At 33.9% G+C, this 13144-nt stretch carries 27 protein-coding genes and 1 pseudogene; 6 read left to right on the forward strand and 22 right to left on the reverse strand.

The window, feature by feature from the left end; translation table 11 throughout:
• Nucleotides 1-15: 15 nt before the first annotated feature.
• From ACOMCU_RS00740 to ACOMCU_RS00810, 15 genes are all read right to left on the reverse strand, one after another.
• Entirely contained in the window at nt 16-333 is a 318-nt protein-coding gene (locus tag ACOMCU_RS00740) for a hypothetical protein (RefSeq protein WP_421049059.1), read from the reverse strand.
• 124 nt (nt 334-457) lie between these two features.
• A complete protein-coding gene (locus ACOMCU_RS00745) occupies nt 458-661 on the reverse strand; it encodes a hypothetical protein (protein WP_421049060.1) in 204 nt (67 codons plus the stop codon).
• A gap of 1 nt (nt 662) precedes the next feature.
• Nucleotides 663-1067, reverse strand: coding sequence for a hypothetical protein (locus ACOMCU_RS00750; RefSeq protein WP_421049061.1), 405 nt, complete (start codon nt 1065-1067; stop codon nt 663-665).
• A complete protein-coding gene (locus tag ACOMCU_RS00755) occupies nt 1052-1780 on the reverse strand; it encodes a hypothetical protein (RefSeq protein WP_421049062.1) in 729 nt (242 codons plus the stop codon). Before ACOMCU_RS00755 ends, ACOMCU_RS00750 begins: the two co-directional genes overlap by 16 nt.
• A gap of 23 nt (nt 1781-1803) precedes the next feature.
• A complete protein-coding gene (locus ACOMCU_RS00760) occupies nt 1804-2076 on the reverse strand; it encodes a hypothetical protein (RefSeq protein WP_421049063.1) in 273 nt (90 codons plus the stop codon).
• The gene (locus ACOMCU_RS00765; protein WP_421049064.1) at nt 2073-2534 is read right to left on the reverse strand and encodes a hypothetical protein; all 462 of its coding nucleotides are present in this window, start codon (nt 2532-2534) and stop codon (nt 2073-2075) included. The genes ACOMCU_RS00760 and ACOMCU_RS00765 overlap by 4 nt, the downstream gene beginning before the upstream one ends.
• Nucleotides 2535-2570: 36 nt before the next feature.
• Nucleotides 2571-2840, reverse strand: coding sequence for a helix-turn-helix domain-containing protein (locus tag ACOMCU_RS00770; protein ID WP_421049065.1), 270 nt, complete (start codon nt 2838-2840; stop codon nt 2571-2573).
• A 36-nt stretch (nt 2841-2876) separates the two neighbouring features.
• Complete coding sequence (locus ACOMCU_RS00775; protein ID WP_421049066.1) at nt 2877-3239, reverse strand: hypothetical protein; 363 nt, start codon at nt 3237-3239, stop codon at nt 2877-2879.
• 1 nt (nt 3240) lies between these two features.
• Nucleotides 3241-3495 carry a hypothetical protein gene (locus ACOMCU_RS00780; protein ID WP_421049067.1) on the reverse strand — a complete coding sequence of 85 codons (255 nt, stop codon included), beginning with the start codon at nt 3493-3495 and terminating at the stop codon, nt 3241-3243.
• A 90-nt stretch (nt 3496-3585) separates the two neighbouring features.
• On the reverse strand, nt 3586-3978 hold the full coding sequence (locus ACOMCU_RS00785; RefSeq protein WP_421049068.1) for a hypothetical protein: 393 nt from the start codon (nt 3976-3978) through the stop codon (nt 3586-3588).
• Nucleotides 3979-4132: 154 nt separating this feature from the next.
• Nucleotides 4133-4318, reverse strand: a complete 186-nt coding sequence (locus ACOMCU_RS00790; RefSeq protein WP_421049069.1) for a hypothetical protein — start codon at nt 4316-4318, stop codon at nt 4133-4135.
• 562 nt (nt 4319-4880) lie between these two features.
• The gene (locus tag ACOMCU_RS00795) at nt 4881-5357 is read right to left on the reverse strand and encodes a hypothetical protein (RefSeq protein WP_421049070.1); all 477 of its coding nucleotides are present in this window, start codon (nt 5355-5357) and stop codon (nt 4881-4883) included.
• On the reverse strand, nt 5354-5602 hold the full coding sequence (locus ACOMCU_RS00800) for a hypothetical protein (protein WP_421049071.1): 249 nt from the start codon (nt 5600-5602) through the stop codon (nt 5354-5356). Before ACOMCU_RS00800 ends, ACOMCU_RS00795 begins: the two co-directional genes overlap by 4 nt.
• A gap of 14 nt (nt 5603-5616) precedes the next feature.
• The gene (locus ACOMCU_RS00805; protein WP_421049072.1) at nt 5617-5886 is read right to left on the reverse strand and encodes a hypothetical protein; all 270 of its coding nucleotides are present in this window, start codon (nt 5884-5886) and stop codon (nt 5617-5619) included.
• Nucleotides 5887-5900: 14 nt separating this feature from the next.
• A complete protein-coding gene (locus ACOMCU_RS00810) occupies nt 5901-6122 on the reverse strand; it encodes a hypothetical protein (RefSeq protein WP_421049073.1) in 222 nt (73 codons plus the stop codon).
• Between the two features lie 176 nt (nt 6123-6298).
• On the opposite strand from ACOMCU_RS00810, the gene ACOMCU_RS00815 reads away from it, so the two are divergent.
• The 6 genes from ACOMCU_RS00815 to ACOMCU_RS00840 all read left to right on the forward strand — a co-directional run bounded on the left by ACOMCU_RS00815 (nt 6299) and on the right by ACOMCU_RS00840 (nt 9700).
• Entirely contained in the window at nt 6299-6955 is a 657-nt protein-coding gene (locus ACOMCU_RS00815) for a hypothetical protein (protein WP_421049074.1), read from the forward strand.
• A 61-nt stretch (nt 6956-7016) separates the two neighbouring features.
• The gene (locus tag ACOMCU_RS00820) at nt 7017-8189 is read left to right on the forward strand and encodes an RNA-guided endonuclease InsQ/TnpB family protein (RefSeq protein ID WP_421049360.1); all 1173 of its coding nucleotides are present in this window, start codon (nt 7017-7019) and stop codon (nt 8187-8189) included.
• A gap of 177 nt (nt 8190-8366) precedes the next feature.
• Entirely contained in the window at nt 8367-8720 is a 354-nt protein-coding gene (locus tag ACOMCU_RS00825) for a hypothetical protein (protein WP_421049075.1), read from the forward strand.
• 44 nt (nt 8721-8764) lie between these two features.
• On the forward strand, nt 8765-9094 hold the full coding sequence (locus ACOMCU_RS00830; RefSeq protein ID WP_421049076.1) for a hypothetical protein: 330 nt from the start codon (nt 8765-8767) through the stop codon (nt 9092-9094).
• Nucleotides 9094-9393, forward strand: coding sequence for a hypothetical protein (locus ACOMCU_RS00835; protein ID WP_421049077.1), 300 nt, complete (start codon nt 9094-9096; stop codon nt 9391-9393). The genes ACOMCU_RS00830 and ACOMCU_RS00835 overlap by 1 nt, the downstream gene beginning before the upstream one ends.
• Nucleotides 9374-9700: a hypothetical protein gene (locus ACOMCU_RS00840; protein ID WP_421049078.1), complete on the forward strand. Its 327-nt coding sequence runs from the start codon at nt 9374-9376 to the stop codon at nt 9698-9700. Before ACOMCU_RS00835 ends, ACOMCU_RS00840 begins: the two co-directional genes overlap by 20 nt.
• A gap of 192 nt (nt 9701-9892) precedes the next feature.
• Here ACOMCU_RS00840 and tuf read toward each other — a convergent pair.
• The 7 genes and pseudogenes from tuf to ACOMCU_RS00875 all read right to left on the reverse strand — a co-directional run.
• Nucleotides 9893-10033: pseudogene (gene tuf, locus ACOMCU_RS00845) on the reverse strand (elongation factor Tu); the annotation flags it as partial.
• 13 nt (nt 10034-10046) lie between these two features.
• Nucleotides 10047-10625: a hypothetical protein gene (locus ACOMCU_RS00850; protein ID WP_421049079.1), complete on the reverse strand. Its 579-nt coding sequence runs from the start codon at nt 10623-10625 to the stop codon at nt 10047-10049.
• Nucleotides 10626-10698: 73 nt separating this feature from the next.
• Complete coding sequence (locus ACOMCU_RS00855) at nt 10699-10824, reverse strand: hypothetical protein (RefSeq protein ID WP_421049080.1); 126 nt, start codon at nt 10822-10824, stop codon at nt 10699-10701.
• A 552-nt stretch (nt 10825-11376) separates the two neighbouring features.
• Entirely contained in the window at nt 11377-11706 is a 330-nt protein-coding gene (locus tag ACOMCU_RS00860) for a hypothetical protein (protein WP_421049081.1), read from the reverse strand.
• Between the two features lie 101 nt (nt 11707-11807).
• Nucleotides 11808-12071 (reverse strand): hypothetical protein, encoded by a 264-nt coding sequence (locus tag ACOMCU_RS00865; protein ID WP_421049082.1) that lies wholly within the window; start codon nt 12069-12071, stop codon nt 11808-11810.
• 55 nt (nt 12072-12126) lie between these two features.
• Nucleotides 12127-12525, reverse strand: a complete 399-nt coding sequence (locus ACOMCU_RS00870) for a hypothetical protein (protein ID WP_421049083.1) — start codon at nt 12523-12525, stop codon at nt 12127-12129.
• 84 nt (nt 12526-12609) lie between these two features.
• Nucleotides 12610-13080, reverse strand: coding sequence for an ASCH domain-containing protein (locus tag ACOMCU_RS00875; RefSeq protein WP_421049084.1), 471 nt, complete (start codon nt 13078-13080; stop codon nt 12610-12612).
• Nucleotides 13081-13144: the final 64 nt, after the last annotated feature.

The following is a 13144-nucleotide window of genomic DNA, read 5'->3' on the forward strand; positions in this document are numbered from 1 at the left end:
AAAAATGAAATGATGCTAAGATAATGTCCATCTATTATTTAGAGATTGTGGGATTTTTAAAGCTTTTACATTTCCCCATGACATACGAGTACCATCAAAGCATTTAATTACGTAGTAGCAGCCGTCCGATTTGCCTTCAATTGTTTCTAAAATGCCGATTTTTTTACTAATTGGCACAATAGAGGAAAGATTTGCTAGATAGACTAGGCTGCCTATATTCGGGTACGCCATTTCTTTTTTCAATTCCTTATCCTGCAAATTCTCATATAATAAAAGCACGCTGGCTTCTAATGGCTCTAATAAAATATTTAATTCATCAAAATTAATCGTCATTAAGCATTCACTCCTTTCTAAACGTTTTTATATCCTACGTATGCTTAATAATAATTATTTCGGATGTTGATATTTTTTTGATAAAACAAAAAAGCTCCCCCGATAAAGGAGAGCCATAATCATTTTACTTTTCAGTTGGTATTTCAAACGGATTGATATATTGCATATTTTCAGATGAAGGATTGATCTGAATAACCTTGCCACCGAATGATTCAGCTAGTTTGCTATATTCACCTGCTGTTGGTCCAACTATGATTGTTTTAATCGGTTGCTTTTCCTTCGCTTGTCCAGGCATTTCAACTAAGATAGGTGTTGTTTGATGATCCATATTATTCATTCCCTTCATAAATAGGTATTTTTGTAGTGCTAACATGCGGATTGTAAATAAACTGCACATGATAAGTCTGTTTGCAGCTTGAGCATTCATGAGCGAACTGTCCATCAAGATCTCCTGTATCTACTGCCATATCTGTAATGCCTTCTTGGTTTACATAGTAACAATGAGGGCATTGAATGCGTTCCGTTTGGAGCATATTAGGTGAAGTAAGTAACTCAAAGTCTTGTAATAGATGAAGCATTTCTGTTTTCCCTAAGTCAATATACGTACTTTCCGAATACAGCCGATCCGTTTCAGCATCTAAATGCTGGAGCTCATAGTGCTTACCTTTCCGCCAGGTATGATTTTCATATTTCACATCTTGAATAGTTATTACTAAAATTAATTCTTTCCCCATTCTTTAATCACTTCTTTCGTTAGAGTATTATTTCGAGCACGTAGTTCATGTATGCCGAATTCGGCAATAAATTGTAAGAATACTTGTTTTACAGCTGCAACAAAGGCAGTTACGGCACAAAGCTCATTGCTTTCAAATTTAAAATATAGTTCATGCTTCTCAGGATCATTTTCAGATGAAATTATTTCAAACTCTGACGTATAATCAGCTAGTGCTTGAATGATAAAAATCACTTGTTCTTCTGAAAATACTGGAAGAGGGGAGCCATCATTGTCTACTAGGTAACTACCATTATGAAAGACAACAACATCTATACTCGATTCAGCATGTTCAGCATGAACGCCATTCGGATGTTCAAAGTGTACTTCATAGGCATCTCGGACATTCACCACAAATTCTTCCGTCAATTGCGATTTTACAGAATCAACTTCACCGCTTTTTTCTAGTTGCTGCACAATAAATTCATCATAAATTCCTTTTAATTCACGTTGAACAATGGCATCGACACGTTCCTTGTGTTTAGCGAGGAAGCTTTGAATGTCTTTTATCGTAGATCCTTCAAAGGCTATATCTAAAAATTCTCCTATTCGCTTAACGCCATATAACAGGGAATCATATTCCCAATTTAAAATTTCATTCTTTTTATAGGCTTCAGTAAGAATTGATTTTGCTTTTTCAATGCCTTCAGTTTTTGTATTGGTAATTGTTGACATAACATCACTCCATTCTATAGTTGTTATAGCGGAGCATTTTCCATACAGGCTGCTGGTTGATTTGGTTTAGCTGTAATACCAGCTCCTACGCCAAACCCTTGTATATTTGAACTTATTTTTTCAGTATAGACAATTAAGTATTCACATCCGTCACTATCAACATACTCGCTTACTTCATAATTATGAGGCTCTTTTTCTACAGGTTTAGGATTTTCTGATTTATAGTTGCCTTCTGAACATCCAACGAGAAGTAAAGAAAATACTGCTATTCCTATCATTTTATTAAGTCGGCTCATTTATTATTCATCCTTTCTCGTATTCTACGAGGGATGTCCCACTGCTTATCTTCAGGAATTTCACTCTTATGTTCTTCACAATAGTAATTTCCATCAGTATCACTAGCAAAGAAAGTATTGCAGCCGCAAACAACACATTTTTCTGAAGGCTCAAACACCTTTGATTTGAATATGTTACATTTTTTACAGAAGCCAGCACCGTTTCGGTAGCCTCTTCGTTCAAATTCATGTCCATCACAATTCAATACTCGTTGGTATTGTTCCCATGCATCATCTTCAGCTTCTGAAATCGTTTTGCCTTCGCCACGAATGAAGGTTCGAGGATTTTTAGGGAATGCTTCTACAAAGGCGGTTTTGTAGTTACCCTTATCGGTTAAAACCAATCCAACATCGCCACCTTGTACAGTCGTGTCGCCCCAATCGTATTTTGCTGTATAATTTGTATTTTGAATAATCATCTCAATCACTCCTTTATATATTAAATTTTGACGTTGCTAATCGTTTAGAAATCTGAAAGATATATGGTGAACATTGATATTGTTTGGCTGTTCATGTATCAGATCATTACGATAAAAATAAGTCGCCTTTACATGAAAAATACCTTTCAATATGTTTATATGTTCAAATGTCGGTTTCTTATAGCCATTTTCATATTGCCATATGTCATGTTCAGAAATATTGCTAAGCTCACTCAATTTGATTTGTGTGTAACCATGTAAAATCCGTAAATTGCGTAGGTTTTTGCCAATAAATATAGTGTTCACATCCTAACAAATTGACTATAAAATTATGAGTTTCTTCTATTGTATAGTCGGATTAAATTTTTCTGTTCCACCGTCCCAATTCGGCAAATGATTTTGTGTTTTGCACCAATGTTTGTAATCGTTCATTGATTTAGTAAGTAAATCATAACGTTCAATGAAGAACGGCTGCCATTCATACTCATTAACTGATAAAAACCAGCTCGTAAATGAGAGGGGAGAGATAGAGGGTTCAACATCTTCGTCCTCTTCAAATCCTATCAATGGATTGTGAAATCTCATTTGGGTAAATAAAGCCAGCACCATAATGATTAATAAAGCAATTAAGATAATCCAAGTTGGTGTAAATACACCGTTTTCAAAAAAGCTAGACGTTCCATTGTTTAAAATTAAAAACTGCATATTATTGATCACCTGCATTCATTAAGTTTTCTTTAGATCGAATACGTTTGCCACGTAGAATACGTTCTTTTTCATCCAATTCAAAGGCGTAATAATTTTTACAAGACAGACACCATAAATGCCCTTTATCTGATGTAGATAAATAAGGGTTAAATCGACTTATTTTTCCGTTGCTTCGAACATTTAATATCACAAATGCCTGTCCTGAATAACGCAAGTCACTTCCACATTCGCATATCGGTTTCTGATAAGCCATAAATGTCACTCTCCAAACTTTCAAGTTTCTGTATACTTCTTAATTAGAGTAGAAAAAAGGGGAGCAGTCATTGCCGCCCCCTTGAAATGATTATTTTGCAAAGAACTTTCGAATCAAGCTATCTTCTGCTTCAGGATCGAAATCAATTACTTCACGTATCATAGCGATAGTTTGAGCATTTTTATCTGCCATCTTAGTAGGGTTTACTTTAAGCTTACCGTACATATCGTCATTGCTATTAACGTTTAAAGTGAAGTCCACTTCGTCATTTTGTGATTTGAAAATCACACGATCTAAATGAATGTTGTAAACAGGATAGCCAAACAGCTCTTCATATTTATTCTCATAGAATAAACGTAGTTTTTCAAACAGCTCATAGCCGCTATATACGAGTACTGATAATCCATCGGGATGATCCTCTTCCTCTTCTGCAAAAAATTCAATCGTCGCAAACACTGGAAAAACTACTTCATTTTCTTTCATGTTGATCAAGCTCCTTTAGTTAAATGATTTGTGTAAAAAGTATATTCATTTCAATATAAGTTGGCTAATGGTTATATAACTGTTAATTAACTTATAAAAGTATGTTGCAAACATTTAGGTTTGCTAAAGTTGTTCTATGTATAACTAGCCGAAGCTAGTCTAACTGATATTGCTGAATATCTGCTAAATCTTGATCCAGCTCCTTCAAACGCTTTTCCAATATCGGCTTCATATGAGCCATCGTTGTTTCTTCCTGGATTGTTTTCTTCAATTCTTCAATCTCAAGTGTTAAATAACTAATAGCATAGCTGTAGCATTTACGTAAGTGTTCAGTTTGCACGTTCCCTCAACTCCTTTGTTCTTTATTACAATTCAAATCCTTTTCGGAATATTTAGTTCGCTTTTTCTTTTAATTGATTTTCAATGTCTTTTTCAATCTCTTTAACAAAAGAAAAATAAATAAGTCCAAAACCAACGACTAAAGGAATTGCTGTTAATACTAAATACATTTTTATGATTCTCCCTTCGCTTATTAAGCTTTTTTTCGTATTATTCTCGAATTATTTAGTATTAAATCCAATCTTTAAATGTGTTGAAACAAACAATAACTACAAAGTGCAAAGACAAAGTATGCTGCGTAGTACCTCTTTTTTTCGAAAATATCTTCTTCAATTATCTATACTCAACATTTTTGACGTTATGTTGAGTTAAACTAACACACGAAAAAATACCAAGTCCATTGTCGGATACATGCGTCCAGAAGCAATAAAGTAATGTTTGTGACACAATAGTTCTTCAATATTTGTCCTCATTTTTTCACCCCACTACTGCACAAAATGTTTCAAATACTTAGTCGGATATTTCAAATGTTAGATTCCACTATTTATTATGAATAGCCCATGCTAGTGAGCTCCTTTTTCAGTAAATTCATCTACGCCTTTTTCTATAATCTTTTCTAAGTTTCGTTTCGAATCAATCAATGCGTTCCAAACGCCATTTTTCAAACAATTGTCCTGCTTCATTAGTTCTTTATATTTTCCAACCAATCGATCCATATGTGCCAATTCTTCATACATATCCTTTTGAATGCCAGTAATGTTGTGTACTGCATAGCCATCGTCTAGTAACTGCTTAAACATGTGTAATTCATGGTCAAAAACAGGGAAGCCATAATCAATATCGCTTTCATTACGTAAATCATCAAAGTATACATCAGCATATTTCATAAAACTTTCCCATTGCGGAGCGTTGGCTATAATTGGTGTAGCATATTCACGAAGCTTTAAATAACTTTTCCATCGTAAGTTCGGCTGTAGATAGCATTTATTAAAAATCGCTAGAGCAAGTGTTGCCGCTATTAGCAATACAATTTCTATCATAATCCCACCTTCTTTTTCGATGAATTTTGCTCCATCGAACGAATTAAGTTTTTAAGCCTTGTAATTTGAGGCATCACTTGATTTTTCCAATTTGGGATATAGGTATTCATCAGATCTAATGCGAGCGTAAATGAATTGATCCAATTATTCGTAAGCTCCTTGATGATTTTATCTTTTTTCGCCAGCTCATGATGCATGAATCGATTCTGTTGCTCCAGGTAGGCAATGTACTGATCTTTATCCATTAACATATCAACTCCTATTCAATGATTTCATCGTATCGATCTACAATGATGTTGATAATACGCTTTTTATGATCTAATTGAGTAGTCTTTCTAAAATCATAATGCACGTTTTCTGCATATTCAGTTGCCTTTTTAAAAGGCATGTATTCCGTTAAAATCTTATTTTCATAAATAGCGTAATAGGTGTTCATCTTTCTACGCTTAAAGTACGCTTCAATGCCACGCTGAATGCTTTTCATGATTAAGATTGTCACAATCATTATCATTAAACCTTCAATGTCCAATTCCTAGCCTCCCTTTAGAAAGAAAGAAGCTTGCTCGGCTTACGAGTGCGGTACGTAATAGGCTGCTCTTCCTTTAACCGTTTTTTATGTTCATCGTATGTTTCACAAACAGCGTGGTTTTGAACAAATTCATCATATTGGCGTTTTTCAGCAGCTGTCATTTCTTCATATGGTTTACCTTGAATTCGTACAGGCAGCGTTCGTTTTTGTTGCTTTTTCTCCGTTCTTTTGTTCACCAACAAAACCTCCCATGTTAAATGAATAATCTCGTTCTGTTTATTTTATGTAACTCTATTGTCTAATAAAAAATACTATACGTCAATTATTTTTTACAAAAAATATTTGAAAATTTATTTGTTGTACTATACAATAAATTTATTAATGCATTTAATAAAGAAGGGAAGCTGATATTTTGAGTTGGATAGGTGTGAAAGGGAAGGACTTTTTGGATAAGTATTGGGATATTGCAGCCCAAAAGGGGTGTTCGTGTGAAACAGATAAACACTTTTCACAAGACTATTTGGGCTCGGTTCGATGTGATAGATGTGATACGCTCGTTTTGTCACAAGAAGAAATTGACCTGACTGAGAAACGAAAAAAAGATGCTGCTAAGTATGGTCCAGTTGCATTGAAGAAAACAGATTCCAAAGAAGCATTAGACATTGTAAGCATGTTTACTTCTGACATTAGCAGTGGTCTAAGTGATGAAGATAGTTCGATGATTGTGAGTGAATTAGATCTAAAGCGAATGGATGTTTTGAAGCAAACAATTAGAGGATTGGAATCTGACTATGAACGCCTGTATTACAAAATTGTGGCAGTCATGTTGTTACGTGCTCAGGAAATCAATAAGGATGCATTTAGTACAGACTTTATTATGAAAGTGTTGGATGCTATTACTCGATCAGAACGTACACAGGAAGTATCTCAAGAGTTACATTTCGTTCAGATGCAGCAGGAACATCAACGTTTGAAAGATGCGTTAGAAGAAATCTATTCTTTGCCACACGATAAAAAATTAGTAGATGCTAAATATATAGCAGGGCTTTCACTTAACAAAGGGGGATGACAACAGCTGAAAATAACTTTTAAAAAGTTGCAAATAGAAGGAAGTGAGGTAAGCAATCAAGATAAAGTCAATAAAAGTGATGCTGAAACCGAATAACCGACAGCGAACGAAGTTGTTTCAGTACGCCAATACGTCAAGATTTGCTTATAACTGGACCATCGCTAAGCAGCAAGAAAATTATACGAATGGCGGTAAATTTATCTCGGATAGCGAGTTAAGAAAAGAATTTACGCAATTGAAGAAAACGGACAGTCATAAATGGTTAAATGAAATAAGTAACAACGTCACAAAACAAGCAATTAAAGATGCTTGTAATTCATATAAGCATTTCTTTAAGGGATTATCTAAGTATCCTAGATTTAAAAGCAGGAGAAAATCAACACCAAGTTTCTATCAAGACAATGGGAAAATAAAATTTACTGCTACTCATGTCAAGATAGAGGGGTTTTCATCCAGTAAAAAGAAGAATAAGCAGAAATTAAACTGGATTCGATTAGCTGAAAAGCATCGCATACCCTTTGATGAACATGTTAAATACATGAATCCACGTATTACATTCAATGGTTTAAATTGGTGGGTGTCTGTAAGCGTTGAATCGGCTTCAAACGATGCTCCGCTGCAATCAGAGGGTGTAGGGATTGATCTAGGCTTAAAGGAATTAGCTGTAGTGAGTGACCATACGGTTTATAAAAATATCAATAAATCAAACAAAGTGAAAAAATTAGAAAAGAAAAAACGTAGGTTACAGCGTAAGGTATCAAGAAAATACCAATATAATAAGGAAGGAGAACGTTACAAGAAAGCACGTAACCTTATCAAAAGTGAAAAACACCTGTTAAAAGTTTCACGAAAACTAACGAATATTCGTCACAACTATTTACATCAAGTGACTTCTACAATCGTAAACCGAAAACCAAAGTTTATTGTCTTAGAAGATTTGAATGTGAGTGGCATGATGAAAAATAAACATCTATCGAAAGCGATTCAACAGCAATTGTTTTATGAATTTAGACGACAAATTGAGTATAAATCGAAATGGAATCACATACCGTTTATTTTAGCGGATCGATGGTTTCCTTCTTCTAAATTATGTAGTGGCTGTGGTGACATTAAGAAAGATTTGAAATTATCAGATCGCCTCTATCAATGTCGTTGTGGCAATTATATCGATAGAGATTATCAGGCTGCAATCAATTTGAAGCAGTATGGAGAACGTGTTTTACAATCTGCATAATTCATTTTACAAGATGATGTAGATATGTACCGATTCGTTAGTCGGGAATTTAAGACTTTGGAGTGTCATATCAAATGTGAGTAGTGAGAAGTGTGACGAAAACAGACACGTTGAAGAAGTAATGAAACGTAAAGGTTTTGTAACTTTTTATAAGTTTTCTGTAACGGATATGTAAAAATGAACAAATTTTCTATTCAAATTTCAGTACAAAAAGGATATGAGTTTGTTGCCAGTTTATTTAAATCAGGTGAAATTATTGGTGACATTGGATACAGGAATGAGGAACAAGTGTTTCTCATCAAATTGAATCGGACATTAACAGTTCGAGAAATGAGTGAGCTTACAACGTTTGCTTTAAACTTAAACGATTATTATGAGCACGCTCAAATGAGGGTCCTTTTTACTGAAGATATTGAAACGATGAAACAACTTGAGGAAGAAATCCAACGTTTAATTGATGCCGAAAAGCACCTATTAGATGTAATAAGTCAATTGATTCATTACGTCAGGTATTTTCTCCAGCAGAAGTAGATCGCTTTTATATTCGAGGCAGCTTATCGGGTGTAATCGAAGGGATGATGCGTGCTATTCGATTTTTACGTATGCAATCTGAAAATGTAAAGCAGGGTGTTGATTTTGCTCCAGGAGTTGAAACGAAACGTCAGTTAGAAGTTATTCTGTTACGCTACTGGCTAGACAATAAAGTAAATGAAATCTATAAATATAAAAGTTCCATTAAGGAGCATATGGCATCTGAATTAGTAAGCAATTTAGATTTTGGTTTATTTGCAGACATGGAGGATATTGCTTCAGCTGATAAAGGTGAGGAAGCGAAGCGTTATAAAGTGGCTGAATTATTAAAAGTACGTGAGGAAACATTATTGAAAGGAATGGTGAGTAATTAATGTCACGCATAAGCTATAAATATGGACATGTCGAAAAAGTAATTGTCAAAGAAGCTTTTACAGTAATTGAAGTAGATGAATATGATGAAAAGGTTTGTGAAAAATCGATACCTCAAGGAACAATAGGTATTATTGAATCAATGGGTTACGGTACAGGCGATCATGATTTACACTATGACATCTTGTTTACAACAGAAGAATTTGGTGACTTATTTGTAGCTATTTATGAAGGATCATTTGATAAATGGCTGGATATTTTATCTGTAGAGGGGGATAACAATGAAGAAAAGACAGCGTAAAAAAGAGAATAAAAAGTACGTTATTATTCCTTGCGATGAGTTCAATCTAATGACTATGACAGCAGATGAACGTGAGGCGGCATTGAAAGAGCATCAACGATTTGTTAAAAAGTATTGCTATTGCAAAACTTATAAGGAATTAAAAGCTCGAAAGGCAGCTCGATCACATAAAATGCCGTTTTATGCATTTCCAGTCGGCTCAAAGCTAAATGATTCAATACAGCGTATAGCAGCAATGGCACGTAGAACAAAAGTTAAATCGGTGTTAGCTATTCAGACAATGGATGATTTTAAAAAAGCTGAATAATAAGCATGAAAAGCCTTAATGAAATATATTAGGGCTTTTTTAATTGTAAAAAAAATAAGATTTAATGTTGTGATAAATACAAATAAAAAAACAACCTAAAAGGCTGTTTTCTAATGTAACGATATTTATTTAAGCAGGTACTCGTTTGCCAGTGCCATTACACTTCGCACAGGGCTTGTCTGAATTGTTCATTGTTCCTAATCCATGACATTTGCTGCATCGGTTCAGCACTTCAGCAATGGCTGCCGTTAAACTTGTTTGACCATGCCCAACATGTCCAATTTTTCCAATGTTAGCATGAGTTTTTGAACGATCAAACTTTTCTTTCGTCACCAAACCTCACCTCCTACCGTTCTCTTAATTTTTCCGTTTCTATTTGATGTTTTTTCCATTTTTCATTCAGTTCTTTTATTTCATCGAGTGTAGCAGGGCGTAGGCTTTTTGCATTTTTCAATTCCTTAATAGATAAAGAACGAATACGAGCACTAAAGTTCAGATACGTTTCGTCAGTATTGTCATAATGCCATAAAGATACAGCGTGCCACACTTCTATATTATCTTGAGTGCTTGATTTATAGAAGTGTGTGATATATTTCATTGCATTAGGTACGCTATCTGTTTCAGCAGTCCAATAGATTTGAAAGTAATCTGTATGGTCTATTTCTTCTTCAAAATGGCTATGACTTTCAATTGCGTGGATAAACGATGAATCTCCAATAAAATCCTTCCATTGTAGATTGGAAGCACGTTCAATTTCAGAAATGACCATGTTTAAGCCTACATGAGATAATTTACAAAGCAGTTCAGATTTATAAAGTAAGTTGTCGAAATCGATAGTATCTAAGCGGTCTAATTCAGGATTCAACATAATGTGTTCTAACATACTATTAATACTTTTGATTTTTATCTTTTTAGAATAATTCATCATTTTCTCCTTACAATGTTTAATTGCATACTTATTTAGAAAGAGTATTCAATTTATTCGAAATGCTTATCAATCAATTCATCAAGACCAATAAGGGGAAAACTACAAATAATACAATTCCACCAATTAATAAGAAAGCCATAAAGAATCTATCGAAATTTTTACTGACTAAATAACCTTCGACTTTTTTTTCTGCCATATAGTCCTCCTGCACATTTTCTTTCCAGTGTACAAAATACTCAAAGTGTCAGTAGTTATTTATTCTTTTTTTTCGTGCTTATATGGACATTTCTTTTCGAAAGCAGAGTAAATTCTCTTGCATTTATCACATCTTACAACTGGACTCGATTCATATTCCCATTTCTTTCTCATTTCTATTCACCTTCCAATAATCCTCATATTGTGCAGTAATTTTTACGGAATGTTGATTAAATATTTATTTAATAATTGAGTTTTCGGTGTCCGACATTAATGATTTTTCCGTCAGAATCTTCGTCAAATGAGAAATCCGAATTGCAATTAGGACACTCTAAAAACTCCACTCCTAAATCATCATAGTCTTTAGAATGTACTTTTTTAGACAATCTCCCGTCTTTAGTAATAGACCTTATTTCCGAATATTCGTATTTATGAAGATGTTGTAAATTCCCTTCGTTACAATCTGGACATAACATAAGAACACCCCTTTCTTACTCAACAATTTGTTTCTTTTGCTGAACCATTTCTTTTTAGTGTGCAGAAATTTTCTTCATCATTCTTCCACCTCTTTATTAAGCAATTCATCTAATTTATTATCGATAGCTTTATAGTAATCCGTATAGGTGTCATAATGATTTATCGATAATATCCATTTGGTATAATCTTCTATACCACTTTTTGTTCTTTGAAATTTATCGTTTATAATCCATTGATTTGGAAAGGACATCAATATCTCAATCGCTTTTTTCTTTCCTTCATAAATTTTTTCATAGGCTAAAAATTGTTTTATATCCTGTTCTGAATCGAATTCAGCAATAATTTCATCAGTTACTGTATTTAGGATCTGCCATTCTCCATTTTTAGTTTCTATTTGATACGCCATATTTATAACACTCCTTTTGCGGTGGAATCCCCAATGATTTTTTTATTGTTTACTAACCAATTCTACATATTGTGCAGTAATTTTAACTTTATATTTAGTAATCAATCGTATACAGTATTGAAATTCATCACTACATCCCAACCAAATAGCGGTTTTTCTCGCACATTTTTTCTTGATTTCCCTTTACGTGATTCCTCAAAATCTTGTATAGCCTTTTTATCTGTTACTCTCTCGTAAACATTGTATTTAGGTCTATCAATACAAACATTATTTTGATTTATAAACATGTGACAACTACGGGTGAAATGATAAAAGAGTAAGATTTCATTTGTTCGCTTATCTCTATAATGAAGCCCTTCTTTCAATAAAATCACTCTCCTTTTTTTACTGCACAAAATTGTTCTTATACGATCCTCAAGATTATTCCTCAGTTACAAACCAACCATTGAAGCTGTCACCTAACTCAGCATAGTTGGCAATTTTCCATGCAAAGTGTGTCATTTCAATAGAACCTTCTTCAGCAACAAATCTGTCAATATCATCATCTTTGTAACCTAAGTGCATTATCTTTTCTCGGTTTTCGTTGTTATCTATGCATGTGACTGTATAAAGGTCATCACTATCAGTGTCATAGTCAAGCACTGGAATACTATTTAAAATTTCTAATTTAGTTATGAGTTTAGGAAGCTTTGCATTTATCCATCCTTCAAAATCTTCTAATTCAACAACGGCTGGACCAGTACCTAAAAAATTAAATTCGTTTCCTAAACAAGTTGTTATAACACCTTCGTACTCTACTTTGTCACCCTTTTTTAACATCTTCATTTCTCCTTTCTTTGCTGAACAAAAATCTTTCAAATGAATAGTAGAATATAATTTTTAAATATTTTATTCGACTACCAATTACGAACAGCTTTTAGAAATAAACGCTTGTATTTCTTCAGGAATTTGCCAGCCCCATAAGCCTAATTGACCTTTTGCTGGAATTGGCTCAGGTAATGCATATACATTGTCTAATTCCCAACCAAAACGACCTTTTTCGTAAAAACCATATTGATATTCTCTTCCATCAATAACAACATCTTGATTCGATAGGGCGTATTCTTTATAATCTTCAACGATTTCGTGACAGCGTTTGATCTCGGCAGTAGCAACAACTACGCCAACTGGCAAGTCGTTCATTGAATGAATACCATATGTTTTAAGCACTTCTGCAAATCGTTCATATGCATTCTTATCGATTTGTTTACCAGCATGAATTGCGATGATACCTCGATGATGCGTTCTACGAGAGCGTGATTCAAGCTTCTTTTCTCCTAGTGCAATTAAAGTCGCCCAGGGCTGCCTAATCGTTAATCCTTTCATTTCTTCCATTATTACACCAACTCCTTTTGTTTAATAGCTTATTCTTTGAAAAAAAACTTCATAATAAATGTAT

Origin of the sequence: Lysinibacillus sp. UGB7, assembly GCF_049058285.1 — a bacterium.
Classification (GTDB): Bacteria; Bacillota; Bacilli; order Bacillales_A; family Planococcaceae; genus Lysinibacillus; species Lysinibacillus sphaericus_B.

Coding starts and splice junctions, on each gene's coding strand:
- ACOMCU_RS00740 (WP_421049059.1), bottom strand. CDS start 333: ATGACGATTAATTTTGATGAATTAAATATTTTATTAGAGCCATTAGAA.
- ACOMCU_RS00745 (WP_421049060.1), bottom strand. CDS start 661: ATGGATCATCAAACAACACCTATCTTAGTTGAAATGCCTGGACAAGCG.
- ACOMCU_RS00750 (WP_421049061.1), bottom strand. CDS start 1,067: ATGGGGAAAGAATTAATTTTAGTAATAACTATTCAAGATGTGAAATAT.
- ACOMCU_RS00755 (WP_421049062.1), bottom strand. CDS start 1,780: ATGTCAACAATTACCAATACAAAAACTGAAGGCATTGAAAAAGCAAAA.
- ACOMCU_RS00760 (WP_421049063.1), bottom strand. CDS start 2,076: ATGAGCCGACTTAATAAAATGATAGGAATAGCAGTATTTTCTTTACTT.
- ACOMCU_RS00765 (WP_421049064.1), bottom strand. CDS start 2,534: ATGATTATTCAAAATACAAATTATACAGCAAAATACGATTGGGGCGAC.
- ACOMCU_RS00775 (WP_421049066.1), bottom strand. CDS start 3,239: ATGCAGTTTTTAATTTTAAACAATGGAACGTCTAGCTTTTTTGAAAAC.
- ACOMCU_RS00780 (WP_421049067.1), bottom strand. CDS start 3,495: ATGGCTTATCAGAAACCGATATGCGAATGTGGAAGTGACTTGCGTTAT.
- ACOMCU_RS00785 (WP_421049068.1), bottom strand. CDS start 3,978: ATGAAAGAAAATGAAGTAGTTTTTCCAGTGTTTGCGACGATTGAATTT.
- ACOMCU_RS00795 (WP_421049070.1), bottom strand. CDS start 5,357: ATGATAGAAATTGTATTGCTAATAGCGGCAACACTTGCTCTAGCGATT.
- ACOMCU_RS00800 (WP_421049071.1), bottom strand. CDS start 5,602: ATGGATAAAGATCAGTACATTGCCTACCTGGAGCAACAGAATCGATTC.
- ACOMCU_RS00825 (WP_421049075.1), top strand. CDS start 8,367: ATGAACAAATTTTCTATTCAAATTTCAGTACAAAAAGGATATGAGTTT.
- ACOMCU_RS00830 (WP_421049076.1), top strand. CDS start 8,765: ATGATGCGTGCTATTCGATTTTTACGTATGCAATCTGAAAATGTAAAG.
- ACOMCU_RS00835 (WP_421049077.1), top strand. CDS start 9,094: ATGTCACGCATAAGCTATAAATATGGACATGTCGAAAAAGTAATTGTC.
- ACOMCU_RS00840 (WP_421049078.1), top strand. CDS start 9,374: ATGAAGAAAAGACAGCGTAAAAAAGAGAATAAAAAGTACGTTATTATT.
- ACOMCU_RS00850 (WP_421049079.1), bottom strand. CDS start 10,625: ATGAATTATTCTAAAAAGATAAAAATCAAAAGTATTAATAGTATGTTA.
- ACOMCU_RS00855 (WP_421049080.1), bottom strand. CDS start 10,824: ATGGCAGAAAAAAAAGTCGAAGGTTATTTAGTCAGTAAAAATTTCGAT.
- ACOMCU_RS00860 (WP_421049081.1), bottom strand. CDS start 11,706: ATGGCGTATCAAATAGAAACTAAAAATGGAGAATGGCAGATCCTAAAT.
- ACOMCU_RS00870 (WP_421049083.1), bottom strand. CDS start 12,525: ATGTTAAAAAAGGGTGACAAAGTAGAGTACGAAGGTGTTATAACAACT.
- ACOMCU_RS00875 (WP_421049084.1), bottom strand. CDS start 13,080: ATGGAAGAAATGAAAGGATTAACGATTAGGCAGCCCTGGGCGACTTTA.